Origin of the sequence: Duganella aquatilis (assembly GCF_009674565.1) — a bacterium.
Lineage (GTDB): Bacteria > Pseudomonadota > Gammaproteobacteria > Burkholderiales > Burkholderiaceae_D > Rugamonas > Rugamonas aquatilis.
Window position 1 is genome coordinate 12,090 of record NZ_WKJL01000018.1, and the last position, 20,695, is coordinate 32,784.

21 protein-coding genes are annotated in these 20,695 nt (G+C 64.1%); 12 read left to right on the plus strand and 9 right to left on the minus strand.

Annotated elements, in window-relative coordinates:
* Positions 1-14: 14 nt before the first annotated feature.
* Complete coding sequence (ppk1, locus tag GJ698_RS21230; RefSeq protein WP_154359863.1) at positions 15-2,111, minus strand: polyphosphate kinase 1; 2,097 nt, start codon at positions 2,109-2,111, stop codon at positions 15-17.
* 282 nt (positions 2,112-2,393) lie between these two features.
* On the opposite strand from ppk1, the gene pstS reads away from it, so the two are divergent.
* The 7 genes from pstS (at position 2,394) to phoR (ending at position 9,064) form a co-directional block, all read left to right on the plus strand.
* The gene (gene pstS / locus GJ698_RS21235; RefSeq protein WP_154359864.1) at positions 2,394-3,440 is read left to right on the plus strand and encodes a phosphate ABC transporter substrate-binding protein PstS; all 1,047 of its coding nucleotides are present in this window, start codon (positions 2,394-2,396) and stop codon (positions 3,438-3,440) included.
* A gap of 150 nt (positions 3,441-3,590) precedes the next feature.
* Complete coding sequence (gene pstC / locus GJ698_RS21240; protein ID WP_154359956.1) at positions 3,591-4,589, plus strand: phosphate ABC transporter permease subunit PstC; 999 nt, start codon at positions 3,591-3,593, stop codon at positions 4,587-4,589.
* Entirely contained in the window at positions 4,589-5,461 is an 873-nt protein-coding gene (pstA, locus tag GJ698_RS21245; protein ID WP_154359865.1) for a phosphate ABC transporter permease PstA, read from the plus strand. The genes pstC and pstA overlap by 1 nt, the downstream gene beginning before the upstream one ends.
* Before the next feature lie 22 nt (positions 5,462-5,483).
* Positions 5,484-6,284 carry a phosphate ABC transporter ATP-binding protein PstB gene (gene pstB / locus GJ698_RS21250; protein WP_154359866.1) on the plus strand — a complete coding sequence of 267 codons (801 nt, stop codon included), beginning with the start codon at positions 5,484-5,486 and terminating at the stop codon, positions 6,282-6,284.
* A 37-nt stretch (positions 6,285-6,321) separates the two neighbouring features.
* Positions 6,322-7,038: a phosphate signaling complex protein PhoU gene (gene phoU / locus GJ698_RS21255; RefSeq protein WP_154359867.1), complete on the plus strand. Its 717-nt coding sequence runs from the start codon at positions 6,322-6,324 to the stop codon at positions 7,036-7,038.
* Between the two features lie 12 nt (positions 7,039-7,050).
* Complete coding sequence (locus GJ698_RS21260; protein WP_154359868.1) at positions 7,051-7,743, plus strand: response regulator; 693 nt, start codon at positions 7,051-7,053, stop codon at positions 7,741-7,743.
* A gap of 7 nt (positions 7,744-7,750) precedes the next feature.
* Complete coding sequence (gene phoR / locus GJ698_RS21265; RefSeq protein ID WP_154359869.1) at positions 7,751-9,064, plus strand: phosphate regulon sensor histidine kinase PhoR; 1,314 nt, start codon at positions 7,751-7,753, stop codon at positions 9,062-9,064.
* Here phoR and GJ698_RS21270 read toward each other — a convergent pair.
* On the minus strand, positions 9,061-9,354 hold the full coding sequence (locus tag GJ698_RS21270) for a hypothetical protein (RefSeq protein ID WP_154359870.1): 294 nt from the start codon (positions 9,352-9,354) through the stop codon (positions 9,061-9,063). The genes phoR and GJ698_RS21270 overlap by 4 nt on opposite strands.
* Before the next feature lie 117 nt (positions 9,355-9,471).
* On the opposite strand from GJ698_RS21270, the gene GJ698_RS21275 reads away from it, so the two are divergent.
* Together GJ698_RS21275 and GJ698_RS21280 are read left to right on the plus strand one after the other, a co-directional pair.
* Positions 9,472-9,933 carry a cupin domain-containing protein gene (locus GJ698_RS21275; RefSeq protein ID WP_154359871.1) on the plus strand — a complete coding sequence of 154 codons (462 nt, stop codon included), beginning with the start codon at positions 9,472-9,474 and terminating at the stop codon, positions 9,931-9,933.
* Between the two features lie 14 nt (positions 9,934-9,947).
* Positions 9,948-10,289 (plus strand): YciI family protein, encoded by a 342-nt coding sequence (locus GJ698_RS21280; protein WP_154359872.1) that lies wholly within the window; start codon positions 9,948-9,950, stop codon positions 10,287-10,289.
* A gap of 15 nt (positions 10,290-10,304) precedes the next feature.
* Here the strand turns inward: GJ698_RS21280 and GJ698_RS21285 are convergent, their stop codons facing one another.
* The 4 genes from GJ698_RS21285 to GJ698_RS21300 are packed head-to-tail and all read right to left on the minus strand — an operon-like array spanning position 10,305 to position 14,170.
* Positions 10,305-10,574 (minus strand): acylphosphatase, encoded by a 270-nt coding sequence (locus GJ698_RS21285; RefSeq protein WP_154359873.1) that lies wholly within the window; start codon positions 10,572-10,574, stop codon positions 10,305-10,307.
* A 13-nt stretch (positions 10,575-10,587) separates the two neighbouring features.
* The gene (locus tag GJ698_RS21290) at positions 10,588-12,471 is read right to left on the minus strand and encodes an AI-2E family transporter (RefSeq protein ID WP_371865403.1); all 1,884 of its coding nucleotides are present in this window, start codon (positions 12,469-12,471) and stop codon (positions 10,588-10,590) included.
* Complete coding sequence (locus tag GJ698_RS21295; protein ID WP_154359874.1) at positions 12,464-13,342, minus strand: CPBP family intramembrane glutamic endopeptidase; 879 nt, start codon at positions 13,340-13,342, stop codon at positions 12,464-12,466. Before GJ698_RS21295 ends, GJ698_RS21290 begins: the two co-directional genes overlap by 8 nt.
* 42 nt (positions 13,343-13,384) lie before the next feature.
* Complete coding sequence (locus tag GJ698_RS21300; RefSeq protein ID WP_154359875.1) at positions 13,385-14,170, minus strand: MipA/OmpV family protein; 786 nt, start codon at positions 14,168-14,170, stop codon at positions 13,385-13,387.
* 148 nt (positions 14,171-14,318) lie between these two features.
* Between GJ698_RS21300 and GJ698_RS21305 the strand changes: the two genes are divergently transcribed.
* Complete coding sequence (locus tag GJ698_RS21305) at positions 14,319-14,981, plus strand: glutathione S-transferase family protein (protein WP_154359876.1); 663 nt, start codon at positions 14,319-14,321, stop codon at positions 14,979-14,981.
* Positions 14,982-15,052: 71 nt separating this feature from the next.
* The gene (locus GJ698_RS21310) at positions 15,053-16,048 is read left to right on the plus strand and encodes an SDR family oxidoreductase (protein WP_154359877.1); all 996 of its coding nucleotides are present in this window, start codon (positions 15,053-15,055) and stop codon (positions 16,046-16,048) included.
* A 42-nt stretch (positions 16,049-16,090) separates the two neighbouring features.
* Here the strand turns inward: GJ698_RS21310 and GJ698_RS21315 are convergent, their stop codons facing one another.
* Both GJ698_RS21315 and GJ698_RS21320 read right to left on the minus strand, forming a co-directional pair.
* Complete coding sequence (locus GJ698_RS21315) at positions 16,091-16,579, minus strand: phasin family protein (RefSeq protein WP_154359878.1); 489 nt, start codon at positions 16,577-16,579, stop codon at positions 16,091-16,093.
* Positions 16,580-16,709: 130 nt separating this feature from the next.
* Positions 16,710-18,014 (minus strand): M24 family metallopeptidase, encoded by a 1,305-nt coding sequence (locus GJ698_RS21320; RefSeq protein ID WP_154359879.1) that lies wholly within the window; start codon positions 18,012-18,014, stop codon positions 16,710-16,712.
* 79 nt (positions 18,015-18,093) lie between these two features.
* Between GJ698_RS21320 and GJ698_RS21325 the strand changes: the two genes are divergently transcribed.
* On the plus strand, positions 18,094-18,882 hold the full coding sequence (locus GJ698_RS21325; RefSeq protein ID WP_229260104.1) for an alpha/beta fold hydrolase: 789 nt from the start codon (positions 18,094-18,096) through the stop codon (positions 18,880-18,882).
* On the opposite strand, the gene GJ698_RS21330 is transcribed toward GJ698_RS21325, so the two are convergent.
* Positions 18,879-20,684: an MFS transporter gene (locus tag GJ698_RS21330; RefSeq protein ID WP_229260105.1), complete on the minus strand. Its 1,806-nt coding sequence runs from the start codon at positions 20,682-20,684 to the stop codon at positions 18,879-18,881. The two genes, GJ698_RS21325 and GJ698_RS21330, sit on opposite strands and share 4 nt — an antisense overlap.
* Between the last annotated feature and the right edge of the window lie 11 nt (positions 20,685-20,695).

Below are 20,695 nucleotides of genomic sequence, written 5' to 3' on the forward strand. Positions count from 1 at the left end.
GGCGCGCGTAATGGTCATTCTCCCAGATGCGCGTTGGGCGTGCCCAGCGTCTCCATCAAATGCTGCTGGGCGCTGAAGCTGGTCTGCTTGCCGCGCGCCTTGCGGCGCTGGTAGTGGCCGTCCGGCTCCAGTTCCCAGGCGTTCATATTGTCCTTCAAGTACGGGTTCAGGCCTTCGGCCAGCACCCGGCGCTTGAGCGCCTTGTCCAGGATCGGGAAGGCGACTTCGATGCGGCGGAACAGATTGCGGCTCATCCAGTCGGCGCTGGCCAGATAGGTGTCATGCGCCAGGTCGTTGCGGAAGTAATAGATACGGCTGTGTTCAAGGAAGCGGCCGATGATCGACCGCACCTTGATGTTTTCCGACAGTCCCGGCACGCCCGGCTTCAGGGTGCAGGCGCCGCGCACGATCAGGTCGATCTTGACGCCGTCCTTGGAGGCCGCGTACAAGGCGCGGATCACCGATTCGTCCACCAGCGCATTGATTTTAACAATAATCCGGCCCGGTCGTCCGGCGCGCGCGATGCGTGCCTCGTTGCGAATGGCCTTGATGATTTCGTTCTGCAGCGCGAACGGCGCCAGCCACAAATGGTTGAGGCGGTGCGGCTTGGTCAGGCTGGTCAGGTGGATGAATACCTCGTTGACTTCCTGCGCCAGGCCGGCGTGGCAGGTCAGCAGGCCGAAATCGGTGTAGAACTTGGTGGTGGTCGGATGGTAGTTGCCGGTGCCGAGGTGGGCGTAGTAGCGCAGCTTGCCCTCTTCGCGGCGGATCACCAGCGCCACCTTGGCGTGGGTCTTCAGGCCGACCACGCCGTACACCACCTGCGCGCCGGCCTGTTCCAGCTTGTCGGCCCAGTTGATGTTGGCTTCCTCGTCGAAGCGCGCCTTCAGCTCGACGATGACGGTGACTTCCTTGCCGGCGCGGGCGGCGACGATCAGCGCTTCCATCAGGTCCGAGTTCATGCCGGTGCGGTAAATCGTCTGCTTGATGGCGACCACCGCCGGATCGAGCGCGGCGCTGCGGATGAAATCGATCACCGTCTGGAACGACTGGAACGGGTGGTGCAGCAGGATGTCGTTCTTGCGCAGCGCGCTGAAGATGTCCTGGCTGCCCGGTTTCTGCGCGAAGCCGGGGAAGAAGGGCGTGAAGCGCAGCGCCGGATTGTCGACGTGGTCCATGATCTCGTTCAGGCGCACCAGGTTGACCGGGCCGTTGACCGCGTACAGCCGGCTCTGGTGCAGGCCGAACTGGTCGAGCAGGAACTGCGACAGCTCCGGCGGGCAGTTCATCGCCACTTCCAGCCGCACCGAGGCGCCGAACTGGCGGCCCAGCAGTTCGCCCTTCAGGGCCTGGCGCAGGTTCTTGACCTCGTCCTCGTCGACCCACAGGTCGCTGTCGCGGGTGACGCGGAACTGCGAATAGCCGATCACTTCGCGGCCGGCAAACAGGTCCGAGATGTGCGCGTGGATCACCGACGACAGCAGGCAGAACGAAATGCCGCCGTTCTTCGACAGATGGTCCGGCAGCCGGATCACGCGCGGCAGCACGCGCGGCGCCTTGACGATGGCGATCGCCGTGCCGCGGCCGAAGGCGTCCTTGCCGGTCAGCGACACAATAAAATTGAGGCTCTTGTTAACCACCTGCGGGAACGGGTGGGCCGGATCGAGGCCGATCGGCGTCAGCAGCGGCCGCACTTCGTTGTCGAAGTATTCCTTGACCCAGGCGCGCTGCGCCTCGTTGCGCTCGTTGTGGCGCACCAGGTGGACGCCGTTGGCGGCCAGCTCGGGCAGGACTTCGTTGTTCAGGATTTCATATTGATGCGCGACCAACAGGTGGCATTCATTGCTGATGCGCGACAGCGTGGCCACCAGGGCAGGGTGGGCGGCCAGCGAGCCGTCGGCGGCGCCGGCCGCCAGCAGGCTGGCCACGCGCACCTCGAAGAACTCGTCCAGGTTGCTGCTGGCGATGCACAGGTAGCGCAGCCGCTCCAGCAGGGGAATGCTTTTGTTTTCCGCCTGCGCCAATACGCGGCGGTTGAACATCAGTTGCGACAGTTCCCTGTCGAGGAACGCCGAGTTCTTATTTACTTCCGCATGCAAGTCAGGCTTCATGTCTTTTTGATCACTTTGCAGGTTACCCCATTCTATCCTGTTTAAGGGGAGAATGATTGCAACAGTGTAAAGAAGAAATATGACAGGCCCGTGACAAATCATGTCATAAATGGCGGCCAATTATGACAAGCGGGCGTAACATAGAGCGTCAACATGGCCTGTTTACAGAGGGAAGCGGGGTCTGCGCGAATATTTTTGAAATATTTTGGACATGTCATAAACATGTCATATTCGACCGTTAGACTGCGCAGCATCCTAACCTGTCATAACAAAGGACTTGAAATGCGACTGAAACAATTGATCTCTTCCCTGGTGGTTGGCGCAGCAGCTGTAATGGCTTTCTCGTCGGCTGCTCACGCCGCCGATATGACCGGCGCCGGCGCTACCTTCCCATACCCAATCTACGCCAAGTGGGCCGAGTCGTACAAAGCCGCTACCGGCAATGGCCTGAACTACCAGTCCGTCGGTTCGGGCGCTGGCATCAAGCAGATCAAAGCCAAGACCGTCGATTTCGGCGCGTCCGACATGCCGCTGACCGCTGCTGAACTGGACGCCGAAGGCCTGATGCAGTTCCCGGCCATCATGGGCGGCGTTGTGACCGTGGTTAACCTGGACGGCGTCACCCCAGGCCAACTGAAACTGACCGGCCCGGTTGTGGCGGACATCTACCTGGGCAAGATCACCAAGTGGAACGATGCAGCGATCGCCGCACTGAACCCAGGCGTGAAACTGGCTGCCGAAGACATCACCGTGGTGCACCGCGCCGACGGTTCGGGCACCTCGTTCCTGTTCACCGACTTCCTGTCGAAAACCAGCCCTGAATTCAAAACCAAGATCGGCGCTTCGACCGCTGTGAAATGGATCGTCGGCGTGGGCGGCAAGGGCAACGAAGGCGTCGCCGCCAACGTGCAGCGCATCAAGGGTTCGATCGGCTACGTCGAGTGGGCCTATGCCAAGAAAAACAAAATGTCGCACACCCAGCTGAAAAACAAGGACGGCAACTTCCTGCAGCCTGACGACGAGTTCTTCAAAGCCGCTGCCGCTTCGGCCGAATGGACCAAGACCCCAGGCTTCGGCGTGGTGCTGACCGACCAGGCTGGCAAAAACTCGTGGCCGATCACCGGCGTGTCGTTCATCCTGATGCACAAAGCACAGGCTGACGCAGCCAAAGGCAAGGAAGTCGTCAAGTTCTTCGACTGGGCCTTCAAAAACGGCGGCGCCGCTGCTACCGAACTGGACTACGTTCCACTGCCGGCATCGGTGGTCAAGCTGGTCCAGGATTCCTGGAAAGCTAACCTGAAAGACGCTTCGGGCAAGGCAATCTACTAATCCCGACTGTCCCTTCGCCTCCCGCAGCAACGAGGCGAGGGGGTTAGCCTGCGCCGCCCAACCGGGCGCCGCAGGCTAGCTACCATCCACCGAGACAACAATATGAGCGCAGATATCACTTCCACGCCACTACCTAAACCGGAGCCGGCCATGCACATCAGCACCGCACAAGCGACTGCTGCCGAACAGGCCGCCATGCAAGCCATGCTGCGTACCATGCGCAAGCAGCGCATCCAGGATTTCTTCTTCCACAAGACCACCATGGTGTTCGCACTGTCCGTGCTGGCGGTGCTGCTGGGGATTATCATTTCGCTGATGGTCGGCGCCTGGCCGGCCTTCAAGGAGTTCGGTCCGGCCTTCATCACCACCGTCGAGTGGGATCCGGTCAATGACCAGTACGGCGCGGCGATCGCCATCGTCGGCACCCTGGCCACCTCCGGCATCGCGCTGCTGATCGCCTTCCCGGTGTCGTTCGGCATCGCGCTGTTCCTGACCGAGATCTGCCCGGCCTCGCTGCGCCGCCCGCTGGGCACGGCGGTCGAGCTGCTGGCCGGCATCCCGTCCATCATCTACGGCATGTGGGGCCTGTTCGTGTTCGCGCCGCTGTTCGGCGACTACGTGCAGCCGTTCCTGAAAAACACCATCGGCCACCTGCCGCTGATCGGCCAGTTCTTCAGCGGCCCGACCATGGGCATCGGCGTGCTGACCGCGGCGCTGATCCTGGCCGTGATGATCATCCCGTTCATCTCGTCGGTGATGCGCGACGTGTTCGAGATCGTGCCGGCCGTGCTGAAGGAATCCGCTTACGGCCTGGGCTGCACCCGCTGGGAAGTGGTGCGCAAGATCGTGCTGCCATACACCAAGACCGGCGTGGTCGGCGGCGTCATGCTGGGCCTCGGCCGCGCGCTGGGCGAAACCATGGCCGTGACCTTCGTCATCGGCAACGCCAACAAGCTGTCGTGGTCGCTGTTCGCGGCGGGTAACTCGATCGCCTCGACGCTGGCCAATGAATTCGCCGAATCGGATACGCCGCTGCACACCTCGTCGCTGTTCGCGCTGGCGCTGATCCTGTTCGTGATCACCTTTATCGTTCTGTCCGCCGCCAAGCTGATGCTGGCCGGCATGTCTCGCAAGGAAGGCGTCAAATAATGAGCGCAACTCTGGAAAAAGCCGCGATGAACCCGGTGTACCGCAAGCGGCTGCTGATGCACCGCGTCGGCATCGCCCTGTCGGTGGCGGCGATGTCGGTCGGCCTGCTGGTGCTGGCCTGGATTCTGATCACCCTGATCATCAAGGGCTTCGGCGCCTTGAGCATCAACCTGTTCACGCAGACCACGCCGGCGCCGGGCAGCGAAGGCGGCGGCCTGCTGAATGCGATCTTCGGCAGCGTGATGATCGTCGGCCTGTCGACCCTGATCTCGACCCCGATCGGCATCCTGGCCGGCATGTACCTGGCCGAATACGGCGAAGACAACAAGATCGCCAGCATCACCCGCTTCGTCACCGACATCATGCTGTCGGCGCCATCGATCGTGATCGGCATGTTCGTCTGGGCCATGTACGTGGCCACCGCCAAGCACTATTCGGGCTACGCCGGTTCCGTGGCGCTGGCGCTGATCGCCGTGCCGGTGGTGGTGCGCACCACCGACAACATGCTGCGCCTGGTGCCGAACAGCCTGCTGGAAGCCGCGTTCGCCCTCGGTGCGCCGCGCTGGAAAGTGGCGATGATGGTGCGCCTGCGCGCCGTCAAGGCCGGCGTCATCACCGGCGTGCTGCTGGCCGTGGCCCGCGTCTCCGGCGAAACCGCGCCGCTGCTGTTCACCGCGCTGAACAACCAGTTCTTCAGCTCCGACATGAACGCGCCGATGGCCAACCTGCCGGTGGTGATCTACGGCTACGCCATGAGCCCGTACGACAACTGGCGTGAACTGGCCTGGGGTGGCGCGCTGCTGGTCACCTTCAGCGTGCTGGCGCTGAACGTTGTCTCGCGCACCCTGTTTGCCCAAAAAGCCCCGAACTAATTAAATAAAGCGAATCCATACAATGAATACGCAACTGAACCAGGAAAACGTCATCGCCATGAACGGCAAACGCAAAACCATCGAGATTTCGGGCCTGAATTTCTTCTACGGTAAAACCCAGAGCCTGCACAACGTCAGCCTGGACATCCACGAGAAACAGGTGACGGCCTTCATCGGCCCGTCGGGCTGCGGCAAATCGACGCTGCTGCGCACGCTGAACCGCATGTACGACCTGTACCCGGGCCAGCGCGCCGAAGGCTCGATCATGTACCGCGGCCGCAACATCCTCGAAGGCGGCCAGGATCTGAACATGCTGCGCGCCAAGGTCGGCATGGTGTTCCAGAAGCCGACGCCGTTCCCGATGTCGATCTACGACAACATCGCCTTCGGCGTGCGCCTGTACGAAGACCTGTCGAAAGGCGAGATGGACGAGCGCGTCGAATGGGCGCTGAAAAAGGCCGCGCTGTGGACTGAAGTGAAGGACAAGCTGAGCAAGAGTGGCCTGTCGCTGTCGGGCGGCCAGCAACAGCGTCTGTGCATCGCGCGCGGCGTCGCCGTGAAACCGGACGTGCTGCTGCTGGATGAGCCGACCTCGGCGCTGGACCCGATCTCGACCTCGAAAGTGGAAGAACTGATCTCCGAGCTGAAGCAGGACTACACCATCGCCATCGTGACCCACAACATGCAGCAGGCCGCGCGTTGCTCGGACTACACCGCCTATATGTACCTGGGCGAGCTGGTGGAATTCGGCGAGACCGACCAGATCTTCATGAATCCGGCCCGCAAGGAAACCCAGGATTACATCACCGGCCGCTTCGGCTGATCACCTTTATAATATTAGAATTGAATTGGAGAGCAGCATGATCGGTGAGCATTCATCCAAACAGTACGACAACGAACTCGAAGCCATCCGCAGCAAGGTGCTGCTGATGGGCGGCATCGTCGAGACCCAGTTCCTCGACGCCATGACCTGCTTCCGCATCGGTAACTCCGAGCGCGCCGACCGCGTGATGCGCGAGGACGACGCCGTCAACCAGCTGGAAGTGTCGCTGGACGACGCTTGCAGCCACCTGATCGTGCGCCGCCAGCCGGCCGCCAACGACCTGCGCACCATCATGGCGACCATCAAGGTCATCACCGACCTCGAGCGCATCGGCGACGAAGCGACCAAGATCGCCCGCGTGGCCAAGGCGCTGCACGGCCGCGGCGCGGTCACCGTCAACCATTACGAAATGGTGCGCGGCATCGCCAACAACACCAGCGACATGCTGCACGACGCGCTGGACGCGTTTGCCCGCAACGACGGCAAGCAGGCGCTGCAGCTGATCGCTCAGGACGCCGTGATCGACCACGAATTCCGTTCGATCATGCGCAACCTGATCACCTTCATGATGGAAGATCCGCGCACCATCTCGGCTGCGCTGGACACGCTGTGGGTGGCCAAGGCCATCGAGCGCATCGGCGACCACGCCAAGAACATCGCCGAATACGTGATCTACGTGGTGGAAGGCAAGGACATCCGCCACACCAAAACCACCGCGCCGGTGCTGGAAGACGAGCCTGAGCAAGCAAAGTAACGATAAATTTACATGGCATCTGATAAAACGACTGTACTGATTGTTGAAGACGAACCGGCGATTGTCGAACTGGTGACGTTTTCGCTGCGCGAAGCGGGCTGGAACTGCTGCGCGGTGCAAAGCGCCGGCGAGGCCTGGGACTTCATCCAGACCAAGACCCCGCAGCTGATCCTGCTGGACTGGATGTTGCCGGATTCGACCGGCCTGCGCCTGCTGGCGCGCATCCGCTCCGACCGCCAGTTCAACGAAATCCCGGTCATCATGCTGACCGCGAAGAGCATGGAAGAAGACAAGCTGGCGGGCCTGAACAGCGGCGCCGACGACTATGTCACCAAGCCGTTCTCGCCGCGCGAACTGCTGGCCCGCGCCAAGGCGCTGCTGCGCCGCAAAGCGCCGGAGCACGCGCAGTCGACCATGCGCGCCGCCAACATCATGCTGGACCCGGTCAGCTGCACCGTCTCCATGGACGACCAGAAGATCGACATCGGCCATGCCGAATACAAGCTGTTGAAGTTCCTGCTGGCGCATCCGGAACGCGTGTTCTCGCGCAGCCAGCTGCTGGACAAGGTGTGGGGCGACCACGTGGTGATCGAAGAACGTACCGTCGACGTCCACGTCCTGCGCCTGCGCAAGGCCTTGAAAGAGGCCGAACACCTGATCAAAACCGTCCGTAGTGTAGGCTACATGCTGTCGGAAAAAAACTGAGTTTCAAATGAATCCAAAACTGGTGTTCTGGGTGCCTGCCGCGCTGCGCACCGCCATTATCCTGGCGGCCTGCGCGCTGGCCGGCTGGATGTTCGGCTGGAAGACCGGCCTGGTGCTGGCGCTGCTGGCGATGATCGCGCTGGTGTTCACGCAGCTGTCCTATCTGTACCAGTTGAGCAACTGGATGGACGATCCTCAGAGCGCCAAGCTGCCCGACGGCTGGGGCGAGTGGACCAACATCTTCGCGCGCCTGTACCGCATGCGCCGCGACGACGAAAAAAACCAGACCGAGCTGACCGAATGGCTGGCGCGCTTCCGCCAGGCCATGCACCTGCTGCCGGACGGCGTGGTGATCATGGACGACGTGCTGTTCCTGGAGTGGTGCAATCCGGCCGCCGAGCAGCATCTGGGCCTGAGTAACGACCGTGACAAGGGCATGCGCGTGACCAACCTGGTGCGCAACCCGGACTTCATGGATTACATCATCCTCGGCCGCTACGAGCAGCCGCTGACGATCAGCTTCCGCGAGCGCAAGCTGATCGTGCATATCATCCCGTTTGAAAACCGCCGCCAGATTCTGGTGACGCACGATGCGACCGAAACCGAGCGCATCGAGGAAATGCGCCGCGACTTCATCGCCAACGCCTCGCACGAGCTGCGCACGCCGCTGACGGTGATTGTCGGCTTCCTGGAAATCGCCGCGCAAGAGGGCCTGGATGCGGCCACCCGCGCATCGCACCTGAAGCTGATGACCGAGCAGGGGCACCGCATGCAGCACCTGATCGAGGACATGCTGACCCTGTCGCGCCTGGAATCGGTGGATTATCCGATGCGGCCGGAAGAGGTCGATGTGCACAAGCTGCTGGAGCAGGTGCAGCGCGACGCGCGCGCGCTGTCGGCCGGCAAGCATGAGGTCACCATGTCGGTGGATGGCCCGAATGTGCTGGGTTCGTATGAAGAACTGCACAGCGCGTTCGGCAACCTGGCATCGAATGCGGTGCGCTACACGCCGGCCGGTGGCAAGATCCACCTGGTGTGGAAAGAGTACGAGGGCGGCGTCAAGTTCGTGGTGGAAGATACCGGCATCGGCATCAGCCCGGAGCACATCTCGCGCCTGACCGAGCGCTTCTACCGCGTCGACAAGAGTCGCTCGCGCGAAACCCAGGGCACGGGCCTGGGCCTGGCCATCGTCAAGCACGTGCTGCTGCGCCATAGCAGCACGCTGCAGATCAAGTCGGAAGCGGGCAAGGGCAGCAGCTTCATCGTCTGCATTCCAAAAACCGCCGTCGTGGCGCAGCAGCCGGAGCTGCTGCCAGGTTAAGCGCGGGCCAATTCCGCGTTAAAAAACGCGGTGACCTTCTCGACCACGCCGGGCGTATGCTGCTCGGCGGTCGCAGCAATTTCTTCCATCTGCGCCGGGGTGATTTTTTCCGTTTGCTCGGGCGTGACGCGCGGATGCTGGTCGTCGCCAAAGTCGCCGATGCTGGCGGCCAGCGACGTCACCATGTCGTGGCTGACATTGCTGAGCAGGCGGTTGACGATGTCGGCCCGCTGCACGGCATTGCTGAGCAAGAACAGCTGGCTGATGGTGTGGTCGGCGGTGATGGTCATGTTGGCTCCTTGGATTCTATACAAGGAAATTAACTGTCGCGGCGGCATTGGTCTGTTCGCGGCCTAACGCAGGCCCATCATGGTAAATTAGCCATCCATCGTCCCGGAGCGCCAACCATGCCTGTTTTTACTCCTGATCAACTAGTCACCGAGGTCAGCCCGGTCCAGGGTTCCGCCGAACCGAACCAGACGCTGTGGATCAGCGAGGCTGGGGAGCTGACGCAGTTTGGCGCGTTCATTGAAGTGCTTCAGCCTGGTTGCAGATCGTCCATCAAGCACTGGCACAGTGCGGAGGACGAGATGGTCTATGTCCTGGCCGGCGAAATCACGGCAATCGAAGGCATGTCCGAGACCGTCATGCGCGCTGGTGACGCCGCAACCTTCCGCGCTGGCGTGCAGGTCGGGCACTACCTGGAGAATCGGAGCGCGGCGCCAACGCGTTGCCTGGTGGTGGGCACCCGCGCGCCGGTCGACCGCATTACCTATCCGGATCACGACCGCGTTTGCCTGCGCGACCGCTCGCTGCCGGACGACATCTGGACCGACCAGGCTGGCCAGCCGGCATCCAGCCCGTATTAGCAAGGAGGCGCACCATGAGCAAATACCTGATCTCCTTCCCCAGCGCGGCGATGGATGTTCCGGAAGGCGAGTTGGAAGCGGTGGGGCGCGCGGCGCATGCCGTGGTCGAGGAAGCCAAGGCAGCCGGCGTCTACGTGTTTGCCGGCGGCATCAACGAAAGCGTGCCGCCGATGCTGGTGGCGGCCGATGGTACGGTCACCGAAGGCGGCTATCCATGGGCGCCGGCGCTCAACGGCGGCTTCACCGTGCTGGAACTGCCATCGCGCGAGGATGCGGTCGCCTGGGCGGCGCGCATGGCGCGGGCTTGCCGCTGCGCGCAGGAACTGCGCGTCTTCCAGTTCGATCCGCAATCCTGACCGCGGCCGCGCCGATCAAGCGGTCGGCAGAATGCTGAAGGAGTCGGCGCTGGCCGCCGTGTTCTCGACGGCGACGCCATCCACGCGCGAAGCCGGCGGCCCCTTGCGCGCCCAGACAACGATCGCCTCGACCGCCGCCGCATCGCCGTCCACTTCGGCCTCCACCGAACCATCACGCCGATTGCGCACCCAGCCGCGCAAGCCCAACGCCACCGCCTGCCGCTCAAACGCAGCGCGATAGCCCACGCCTTGTACCAATCCAGTAATCACCAATCGTTTAGCCATGCAATCCAGTCCTTTATAAAGTACTGCGCCCCTTCATCGCCAACTGGCAGCTGTGCAAGACATCGTCATAGGAGCGGGAGACGTGGTCGGCGGCCGGGAAGACGCAGGTTTTCAGGTCGGGGTTCTCGAATGGGCTGGGCAGCAGCAGGGCGAACTGCTTGGCATGCGGCAGGCGCTCGTGCAGCGCCGCCAGCATGGTGGTCATCTGCTCGCAGTCGTTGAGCGGATCGACGCTGACCAGCACGACGATCGACACCAGTTCCGGCGAGGCGCCCGGCGGTGCCGGCTGGTTCAGTTCGTCAAGATTGCGGCTGCGGGCGTCGATCTTTTGCTCGCGCAGGATGCGCACCAGGATCTCGGTCGCCAGCTCGGCATACGAGGAACCCAGGCCGATGCTCAACACCACGCTGCCGGCCGGCACGTCGAACGATCCCTGCCACTCGCCGCTGTCGGAAATCCGCTGTTCGCGCAGTTCGCGGCCGATGCCGCCGCGCTTCAGCACGGTGTTGCGCTTGCGCTTCTTCCACCACTTGACGCTGCCGCTCAACGCTTCGATCACGGCAATGACCGAGTTGGACACTTTTTCCTCTTCCTGCGGCGTGATCGAACCATCCTTGAAATCGAAACTGGCCAGGTGCAGCGCCGGCAGCAGCACGCCGTCGCAATATTCGGCCAGCGATTTGTGCTGCATGTAGCGCTTGGCGCTGGTGACGATTTCATGCGCGTCGCCCGACAGCGCGCGCTGGTAGAAATTCTGCGGCATGGTCAGCGCCGGCAGTTCGCCGAACATGATTTCCAGCACCTTCAGCGCGCGGATGTAGCGGCCCGCCACCACCAGGCACAAGGTCAGCGGCGTCGACAACACCAGGCCGACCGGGCCCCAGATCCAGCTCCAGAAAATCGCCGACACCACCACCGACAGCGGCGACAGGCCGGTGGTGTGGCCATACAGCTTGGGCTCGATGGTCTGGGCGACGATGATTTCCACCGCCAGGAACAGGCCCAGCGTCATCAGCGCGGTGGACCAGCCCGGATCGATGGCGGCCGCCAGCAGCGTGGCGCAGAAAGCCGCCATCCACACGCCGACGTAAGGGATGAAGCGCAGCACGGCCGTCATGGTGCCCCACAGCAGCGCCTGGCCCAGGCCCAGCAGGCTCAGGCCCAGCCAGATCGCCAGCCCGGTCGCCAGGTTCACCAGGAATTGCGAGATGAAGAAGCGCGACAGGCGTTCGCCGGCGTCGTTGACGGCAATCGTGGTGGCGCGCAGGTCGCCGCCGCCGGCCAGGCGGATGAAGCGGTCGCGCAGCGATTCATGTTCCAGCAGCACGAAAATCAGCACCACGAACACGATGCCGGCGGTCTCCAGCGGCGGCCACACCGAGGCCGCCACCTTGCCCAGCAACTGGAACGGCTTCAGCGCCGGCTCGTGGATTTCCACCAGCACCGGCGTCTTGGCGCTGCCGTCCGCTTGCAGCACCGGCGCCGGGCCTTCGGCGTTCTCGCCGGTGAGATGGTCGATCAACTGGCCGGCCGGACCGCCCAGGCTGCCCAGCGTGCCGCGCGTCAGCTCGTCCAGCGTTTCGATCTTGCTGGCGATGGTGTCCTGGTACTGCGGCAGGCTGGCGCCCATCACGCCCACTTGCTGCACGATCACCGCGCCGATCGCCAGCAGCGTCACCGTCACCACCAGCACGCCGGTGCAGACCGACATGGTCTGGCCCAGTCCCAGGTGGCGCAGCGCCCGCACGAACGGCGCGATCAGGAAACTGAAGATGAAGGCCAGCGTGATGGGAATCAGCACGTCGCGGCCGAAATAGAGCAGGGCCAGCACTGTGGCGGTGCCGACCAGGCCGGCCACGGCGTTCGGTAAACTGCGGGAGGTAAGGGAATCAGACACCGTCAATCCTAGCCGGATAAGTAAAGCAGATAAAGTGCACCACGTTGAGCGTGATGTGGACCAGTATGGCAGCCTCGATGCGTTGCGTGCGCTGGTAAGCCCAGGCGTAGCCGAGACCTGCGATGGCAGCGAGTATGCCATATCGCAAGCCGCCGCCGAGGTGAACCGCACCGAACAGCAGCGCCGACACCGCCATCGCCAGCCACGGTCCCCAGCGGAAGCGGTTCAGCGCGTCCGCAAGGCAGGCCTGTAGCAGGCCGCGGAAGAAGGCTTCTTCGGCAATCACGGTGAACAGCAGGTTGACCGCGACAAAGGTCGGCGTTGGCCGGGGCAGCTTGACGTCGATGCCGACCACGCCGGCCGCCAGCGCGAAGCCCAGCGTGGCCGCCACCGTCAGCGCCAGGATCGGCAAGGTGCGGCGCAGCACCGCGCCCAGCTCGCTCCAGGACGTCACGCGCCGGCACAGCAGGGCCAGCAGGATCAGCCCGACCGCGCCCTTGTCGAAATTGGCGTACAGCGTGAACGGCAAGGCGCCGGCCGACAGCACCACGTGGTCCAGCAGCATCGGATTGTTAAAGCCGGGCAGCTTGTGCATGGCCAGCGCCAAGGCCAGCACGACCGCCAGCACGCCATAGGCCAGCCGCAGCCAGCCGCGCGGTGCGGCGCTGCTGCCCCAGGCGGCGCCCGTCAGCACCAGCAGCGCGCTGATCGCCACCGGGTCCAGCACGCCGCCGACCAGGCCCCAGGCCATGGCCATGACAAAAAACAGCAGCCACAGCGGAGCAGGGCGCCGGCCGATCGACAACGACGGCGCCCAGACCGAAGCCAGGGCCAGCGCCAACAGGAGAAATGCGGGGAATTGGAGTGTCATTGATTCAACGATTCGTTTTCAGCAATGATACTCCATGGCAGCTTAGAACTTGTAGATCAGCGCCGTCATTACCATCGGCGTCACGGTGCGCCTGGTCAGCGGGCTGTCGGCCGCGTCCGAGGTCAGACGGGTGGCGCCGACGCCGCTGCGCACCGACCAGTTGGCGTCCAGCACGTGGTTCCAGTGGAAGCCGGCGGTGATGCTCTCGACGCCGCCCTTGGCCGTGTATTCCCGGTAGCCGGAAGCGGCGCTTTGCTTGGCGGTGACGCCGAAGTACGTCTGCATGTGCTTGTTATCGCCGTAGACCACCGACGCGCCAAATCCAACCTGGTCGGTGGTGCTGGTGTACAGCGGCGCGTTGGCGCCCAGGATGTAGGTGGCGCCGTATTCGCGGTGGTTGATGTTCTGCTTGGTCGTCAGGCTCAGGCCGATCGTGCCGGCCTGGTAGCCGACGCTGAACACCGCCTGGGCCGAGCCGTTGATGTCGCCCATGCCCTTGAGCGCGTCCGAACCGGAGAAGTAATTCTTCTTGTGATCGTCGCGGCCGCCATCGTAGCCCAGCGCCGCGCTCAGCATGAAGTCGCCGACCTTGGCCTGGTAGCCGATGCCGCGCTGGGTGCTGAGGAACACGCCGTTGCTGTAGGTGCGTTCGAGGAAGGGCAAGGGGACGACACGGTGCTTGTCGCCGCCGGCGTATTCCGGCACGTAGGCCAGGCCGACGCCGGCCGAGAAGCTGTCGCCGGCGGCCGCGGGTGGAGCGTCTTCGGCAAAGCTTTTGCTGCTGAAGGCGCATAAGGCAAGGAGGGATAAGGCAAGGGCGTGGCGCATGAGGATTCCCGTTCAGTGGTCCGCCGGTGCAAGGGGCCGGCGCAGACGGGCGAAAGTTTCCCAGTAAATACGTCCCGCCGCTATCGGCGTAGCTGAAGTATCATCTGCTGGAATCTTTGGTATCGCGAGACGCACTTTGGAGCCGATTATGTCCCTGACCCTGTACTACCACCCGCTGGCCTCGTTCTGCCAGAAGGTGCTGATTGCGCTGTATGAAAACGGCACCGATTTTGAAAAGCGCATCATCAACCTCGGTGAGGAGGCCGACCGCGCCGAACTGGAAGCGATCTGGCCGCTGTGCAAATTCCCCGTGCTGCGCGACAACGCCCAGCACCGCGACGTGCCGGAAACCTCGATCATCATCGAATACCTGGACCGCCACTATCCCGGCGCGCAGCTGATGATACCGGCCGACTGGGACGATGCGCTGGACGTGCGCCTGTGGGACCGCTTCTTCGACAATTATGTGCAGGGGCCGGTGCAGACCATCGTCAGCGCCCACCTGACCGGCCTGAGCTGCGATCAGACCAAGGAGCGCACCAAGCTCAAGACGGCCTACAAGATGATCGAGAAGCGCATGGCCACCCGCAGCTGGCTGTGCGGCGAAGCCTTCAGCATGGCCGATTGCGCGGCGGCGCCGGCGCTGTTTTACGCTTGCACGCTGCTGCCGTTCCCGGAGGAATACTACAACCTGCAAAGCTATTTCGAGCGGCTGGTGGCGCGGCCGTCGGTCAAGCAGGTGCTGGACGAGTCCAAGCCGTATTTCTCGCTGTACCCGTTCGCCCAGGAAATACCCGAGCGCTTCCTGTAAGCGCAGTGCCGCACGGTAGCGTGCGGCGAATCCGTGAATCATGTCCTTTCGCCATCAAGAAAGGACATGCCATGGATAATCCCAATTCCTCGCGCCGGGCGCTGGTCGGCGCAGCCGCCACCGGCTTCCTTGGCGCTGCCGTGGGTCCGGCCAGTGCGCAGGGCAGCGCAGCCGCCGGCGCCGACATGCCGCCCAGGAATCCGCTCGACGCCTATCCGGCGCCGCCGTTCCCCAAGCAGCAGCAACCCTGGCCGGGCCTGGCCAGCAAGATGAGTCCGCGCCCGGACCATGGCGAAACCAGCTACAAGGGTTCCGGCCGCCTGAAGGGCCGCAAGGCGCTGCTGACCGGCGGCGACTCCGGCATCGGCCGCGCCGCCGCCATCGCCTTTGCGCGCGAGGGCGCCGATGTGGCGATCAACTATCTGCCGGCCGAAGAGGCCGATGCGCGCGAAGTGGTGGCGCTGATCCGTGCCGAGGGCCGCAAGGCGGTGGCGATTCCGGGCGATATCAAGGACGAGGCATTCTGCAAGCAACTGGTGGCGGATGCCGCGCGCCAGCTGGGCGGGCTGGATATTCTGGTCAACAACGCCGCGCGCCAGTTTTCGCGCGATTCGATTCTGGACATGAGCACGGCCGATTTCGACGAGACCTTCAAGACCAATGTGTATGCGATGTTCTGGATCACCAAGGCGGCTGTGCCGCTGCTCAAACCGGGATCCACCATCATCAATACCGCGTCGGTGAATGCCTACGATCCGGGCGAGAATATCATCGACTATGCCGCCACCAAGGGTGCGATCATGATTTTTACCAAGGGACTGGCCAAGCAACTGGCGTCCAAGGGGATACGCGTGAATGCGGTGGCTCCCGGGCCATTCTGGACGCCGTTGCAGGTGACCGGCGGGCAGCCGGCGGACAAGCTGCCGCAGTTCGGCGCGGATACGCCGTTGAAGCGGCCGGGGCAGCCGGCCGAGCTGGCCGGCGTGTATGTACTGCTGGCATCGAACGAATCCAGCTACGCCACCGGCCAGGTGTATGCCGCCGTCGGCGGCCACGGCGGACCGTAAGGCGCGCCGTCATTCCCGCGCAGGCGGGAACGACGGGCGGGCTTAGTTCTTGTTGCCCTCGTTAGCGCTCTGCACCGAGGCGGCTTGCGGGAAGGCCTGGTTTTGCGCCGCGACGTTGGCGAAGCGGCTGGCTTCGTCGACCTGCTTGCGTGCCGCCTGGCGGCCGGCGTCGGCCAGCTCGCTGGCGGTGCGCGCGGCCTCCGGCACATGCTGCTCGGCCACGCTTTTCAGCTCGGCCTGGAATTCGGTCGCCACCTGCGCCAGCTGCTGGTGGTAGCTCTGCAGTTTCTGCAGCAGCGCGCCGGCCTGCAGCGGCGGATTGTCCGCGCTGCGTTCGTTCAGCGGCGTCTGCACCGCGCGTTGCAGTGCTGCCGACGACTCCGCCAGCCATTCGCGGCCAAACTGCACGTTCACGTCGGACAGCTGGCGCAGCGAGCGCAGCACCGCCTGGTTCAGGTCGGCGTAATAATCGATACGGGCTTCCGCATGCTTGCGGGCTGCCGGGGTCAGCGTTTCAACAAACGAGTTCATGGGATTGCTCCTGGAGAGAGGGTGGCCAAAGCGGGGGAAGCGGACGTTTTGGCCTGGCGTCCGCTGCAATATGATCGCAAATGTCGCCGCTTTATGGCACTCCAGAGCTTGCTGGAACTATTTGTGTTCCCTATTCAACAGATAACGCGCGCCGTGGCAGGAGCAGCAGCTGGCGTTGCCGTCCATTGATGTAACGGACGCCGCTTGCATCGAAATAGGCATCCTCCTCCAGCATGATGCGCACCGGCTCGCGCCAGCCCGGCAAGTCGCTGGCCGCGTTGAGTTCGATCGAATAGGCGGTGCGCGGGCGCAGCACGTCGTCGCCGCTGCCCGGCACGCCGCCTTGCGCATCCCACATGCCGATCGCCGGACCGGCCGCGTGGCCGTGGTAGCCGATCGGATGGGTGTAGATGGTCGGTTGCAAGCCTTCGGCCCTGGCCAGCTGCAGCGACGCCGCCAGCACCGCATTGCCGCTGCGGCCTTCCTTGAAGTGGGACAGCAGGATGTCCTGCACGCGGTTGGCGCGGGCGAAGGCCTGGTTCAATGCGGCCGGCGCGGCGGTCTCGCCGGGCTTCAGCACATAGGCGTGCTGCTGGATGTCGGTGTTCAGGCGCAGGTAGGTGATGCCGATGTCGACGTGCAGCAGGTCGCCGGGCGTGATCACGTCCGGATTGGCGCGCTCCGCGTCTTGGCGCTGGATCTCCACCGACGGATGGAACCAGGTGTCGTAGCCCAGGTCGCGGATCTTCTGGCGAAACCACCACACTACATCCTCGCTGGTGGTGATGCCGGGCGTGATCACGCGTTCGGAAAAGCCTTCCTCGATAATCTTGTGCGTGGCGCTGATCAGTTGCGGATAGATCTGCATTTCGCGCCCGGTGCGCGTTTCCAGCCAGCGCACCGCCAGCGGCTCGGCCGACACCACGCGCGCTTTGAACGCCGCCGGCAGCGCCGCCAGCAGCTCGCTGTATTCGGTATGGTCGATGCCGTCGGCATGGCCGAAGTAGGCCGAGGTGTTCAGGCCGATCTTGTTCGGATTGCGGGTCTTGATGATGTCGATCAGCGCATCCCACTGGTTGGGGAACTTCTTCATGTCCCAGGCGGCCTTGATGCTGTTGCCGACGTTGTAGCGCGCCACCGCCAGCCGTTCCACCTTGCCGGTGGCGGCATCGCGGTAGAACACCAGGATGGTGCGGCGGCGGGCGTTCAGCCATTCGGCCGGCAGCATGGTTTTCAGCACCGGATCTTCGTTATACTCGCGCGACACCACCACCCACATATCGATGCCGGTTTGCGCCATGGCGGCCGGCAGCACCGTCTCGAAACGCTCGGCCAGCAGCTCGTTGACGACGCTGGCCTGCGCGCGCAGCGGCAGCACCTCGGCCTGGGCGGCTGCGGCCAGCAGCAGGGAGAAGGCAAGCAGGAATTTTTTCATTGGTCGATGGTGATACGGCTTTTTACCAATGTCAATCAACAATATTTATAATGCTCGTTGCATACGCAAAGGAGAGAACATGGCAGCACCTTCGGTTTTTTATCTGCACGGCGGTCCGGCGCTCGGCCCGGTGTTCGAGCGCGCCCGCTTCCCGGACGCGACGCACGTCCACTGGTGGCACCAGCCGCTGGCCAAGCCGTGCGCGGCGCGTCCCTACCTGGACCTGCTGGAAGCCACATTGACGGAATTCCGCCGCGTGGCGGCCGAAGCCGGCCAGCCGCTGACGGTGATGGCCAGTTCCTTCGGCGCCCACCTGGCGGTGCACCTGGCGCGCCAGGCGCCGGAGCTGATCAAGGACATCGTGCTGCTGGGCCCCACCTTCAATCCCGAGCAGGCCGCGCTGCGCCTGGCGCGCCGCGCCTTCCGCGTGCACACCGATCACCAGCACGCCGGCAAGCTGGCCACCGCGCTGGCGATGTATGAGGATGATCCGGGCCGGCCGCGTTTCTGGGACGTGTTCGGCGCGCTGTCGCTGCTGCCGGATGTGACGGAGCTGTACTTCGGCCCGAACGCCGGTCCGGACGCGGCGCGCTCGTTCTCGGAACTGATCCAGCAGCCGGGCGCCTTCGACGGCCCGACCTCGGTCGCCACCTCGGACGATTTCTCGGCGCTGGACCACACGCCGGTGCAAAGCCCGTTCACCGGTCCGGTGTCGGTGCTGTTCGGCGCCTACGATCCGATGATCGACGCCGAACAGGATCGCACCGTGTGGGAAGCGATCTTCCCGCAGGCCGCCTTCTTCAAGGTGGAGACGGGCCACTTCCCGCTGCTGGAACTGACCCTGGAGCAGTGCCTCTCGCCGGCCTAACGGGAGAAGTGCGCTTCGATTTCTTCCAGCGTCTTGCCCTTGGTTTCGGGCAGCAGGAAGGCGGCGGTCAGGAAGTACAGCAGCGTGCAGCCGGCGCCGTAGAAGAACATGGTCGCATAGCCGTACTGTCCCACGGTGGGCAGGAACACGGCGGCGATCATGGTCGACACGAACTGGTTGATCAGCAGCGCGATGCTCATGCCGTTGGAACGGATGCGGGTCGGCATCAGCTCGGACAGCGCCAGCCACACGCACACGCCGGGACCGACGGCGAAGCTGGCCACGAACACGCACATCGCCAGCATCACCTGCCAGCCGTGGGCGGATGACGGCACCGCCGCCATGTCGGCGCGCTCGATGTGCAGCGGCGCGTTCATGCCTTCGGCCGGATCGGCGAAGGGATTCAGATGCAGCTTGCGGAAGAACACGCCGATCACGCTGTCCGCCTGCACCGTGTCTTCGCGGTTCATGCGCAGCACCGGCAGGGCCGGATCGTCGCTGCGGCGGCTTTGCACGTTGGTGAACGGGCCGTAGGAGTAGGCCACCGTCAGCTGCACCGGCGCGCCGCCAGGGATGGCCGTCGCGCCGAATGATTGCAGCGTTTCGGCGTCGAGGCGCAGCGCCAGGCTGTCGGACTGCATGCGTGCTTGCAGCATCGGCCGCACGTCGCGCTGTTCGCCTTCGGCGCTGCGGAACAGCAGGCCGGCGGCCAGCAGGGCGATGACGATGCCGGCGGTGCCCAGCATCAGCAGGAACTTGCGGCCCTTGCGGTCCACCAGCACCACGGCGACGATGGTCATCAGCGCGTTCAGTACCTTCAGGGCGACGTCGGCGCTGTTGGCGGTGGCGCCGGACAGGCCGGCCTGGTTCAGGATATTCACCACGTAGGCCAGCACGGAATTGATGCCGGTGGCCTGGTTCAGCGCCAGGATCAGGCAGGCCAGCAGGAAGGGCAGCACATAGCGGCGGCTCAACAGCGGGCCGTCGGCAGCGCGGCCGGCGGCGGGCGCTACGCCGGTGGACGCCGCAGCGGCGGGCGACGGCGCGGCCAGCGCCTGCCGGATCTCCTGCAGCTCGGCCTCCGCCTCATCGGCAGGGCGGGTGCGCAGCAGCGCGGTGCGCGCTTCCTCGATGCGTCCCCGGCGCGCCAGCCAGCGTGGCGACTCGGCCAGCAGCAGCGCGCCCGCGCTGAAGACGATCCCCGGCGTCAAGCACCACCAGAAGATGCTGCGCCACGCATGATCCTTGGCCGCAAACACCGCCGCCGCGCGCGCCGTTTCATCCAGATGCTGCGCGGCCGCCGTGGCGCCTTCCACCGAATTCGCCTGCATCAAGCCAATCCCTGCGGCCGCCACCAGCCCGACCGTCAGCAGCAGCTGAAACAGCGCCGCGCCACGTCCACGCTGGCGCGCATGCAGGCACTCCGCCAGATACAGCGGCACCACCACGCCAATCAAACCGCCGCTGACGCCTTGCAGCAAACGCCCGAGCAGCAGCGGCACATAACCATCCGCCAGCGCAATCAGCGGAATACTCAGCGTGAACAGCACGCCGGACAGCACCATCGCCCAGCGCCGGCCGATCCAGTCCGCCAACGCGCCCGCAAACAGCGACGACAGCACGGACCCCAGCAACACCGCCGCCACGATAAAACTCAGCTGCTGCGCGCTCAATCGCCACGCCACCGACGCCGTGGATTCCAGGTACGGCAAGGCGCCGGCAATGATGCCGACATCGATCCCGTACAGCAGCCCACCCATCCCTGCAATGAACAACAAAAATCCCATGGCGCGAGCTTGCATCGAGTCTCCGG

Excerpts from the sequence above, each read along its gene's own strand:
- GJ698_RS21315 (WP_154359878.1), bottom strand. The coding sequence starts at position 16,579 with ATGAACTCGTTTGTTGAAACGCTGACCCCGGCAGCCCGCAAGCATGCG.
- GJ698_RS21300 (WP_154359875.1), bottom strand. The coding sequence starts at position 14,170 with ATGCGCCACGCCCTTGCCTTATCCCTCCTTGCCTTATGCGCCTTCAGC.
- GJ698_RS21330 (WP_229260105.1), bottom strand. The coding sequence starts at position 20,684 with ATGCAAGCTCGCGCCATGGGATTTTTGTTGTTCATTGCAGGGATGGGT.
- GJ698_RS21295 (WP_154359874.1), bottom strand. The coding sequence starts at position 13,342 with ATGACACTCCAATTCCCCGCATTTCTCCTGTTGGCGCTGGCCCTGGCT.
- GJ698_RS21260 (WP_154359868.1), top strand. The coding sequence starts at position 7,051 with ATGGCATCTGATAAAACGACTGTACTGATTGTTGAAGACGAACCGGCG.
- GJ698_RS21320 (WP_154359879.1), bottom strand. The coding sequence starts at position 18,014 with ATGAAAAAATTCCTGCTTGCCTTCTCCCTGCTGCTGGCCGCAGCCGCC.
- phoR (WP_154359869.1), top strand. The coding sequence starts at position 7,751 with ATGAATCCAAAACTGGTGTTCTGGGTGCCTGCCGCGCTGCGCACCGCC.
- GJ698_RS21280 (WP_154359872.1), top strand. The coding sequence starts at position 9,948 with ATGAGCAAATACCTGATCTCCTTCCCCAGCGCGGCGATGGATGTTCCG.
- GJ698_RS21285 (WP_154359873.1), bottom strand. The coding sequence starts at position 10,574 with ATGGCTAAACGATTGGTGATTACTGGATTGGTACAAGGCGTGGGCTAT.
- GJ698_RS21270 (WP_154359870.1), bottom strand. The coding sequence starts at position 9,354 with ATGACCATCACCGCCGACCACACCATCAGCCAGCTGTTCTTGCTCAGC.
- pstC (WP_154359956.1), top strand. The coding sequence starts at position 3,591 with ATGCACATCAGCACCGCACAAGCGACTGCTGCCGAACAGGCCGCCATG.
- ppk1 (WP_154359863.1), bottom strand. The coding sequence starts at position 2,111 with ATGAAGCCTGACTTGCATGCGGAAGTAAATAAGAACTCGGCGTTCCTC.
- pstA (WP_154359865.1), top strand. The coding sequence starts at position 4,589 with ATGAGCGCAACTCTGGAAAAAGCCGCGATGAACCCGGTGTACCGCAAG.
- phoU (WP_154359867.1), top strand. The coding sequence starts at position 6,322 with ATGATCGGTGAGCATTCATCCAAACAGTACGACAACGAACTCGAAGCC.
- pstB (WP_154359866.1), top strand. The coding sequence starts at position 5,484 with ATGAATACGCAACTGAACCAGGAAAACGTCATCGCCATGAACGGCAAA.
- GJ698_RS21310 (WP_154359877.1), top strand. The coding sequence starts at position 15,053 with ATGGATAATCCCAATTCCTCGCGCCGGGCGCTGGTCGGCGCAGCCGCC.
- GJ698_RS21305 (WP_154359876.1), top strand. The coding sequence starts at position 14,319 with ATGTCCCTGACCCTGTACTACCACCCGCTGGCCTCGTTCTGCCAGAAG.
- GJ698_RS21325 (WP_229260104.1), top strand. The coding sequence starts at position 18,094 with ATGGCAGCACCTTCGGTTTTTTATCTGCACGGCGGTCCGGCGCTCGGC.
- pstS (WP_154359864.1), top strand. The coding sequence starts at position 2,394 with ATGCGACTGAAACAATTGATCTCTTCCCTGGTGGTTGGCGCAGCAGCT.
- GJ698_RS21275 (WP_154359871.1), top strand. The coding sequence starts at position 9,472 with ATGCCTGTTTTTACTCCTGATCAACTAGTCACCGAGGTCAGCCCGGTC.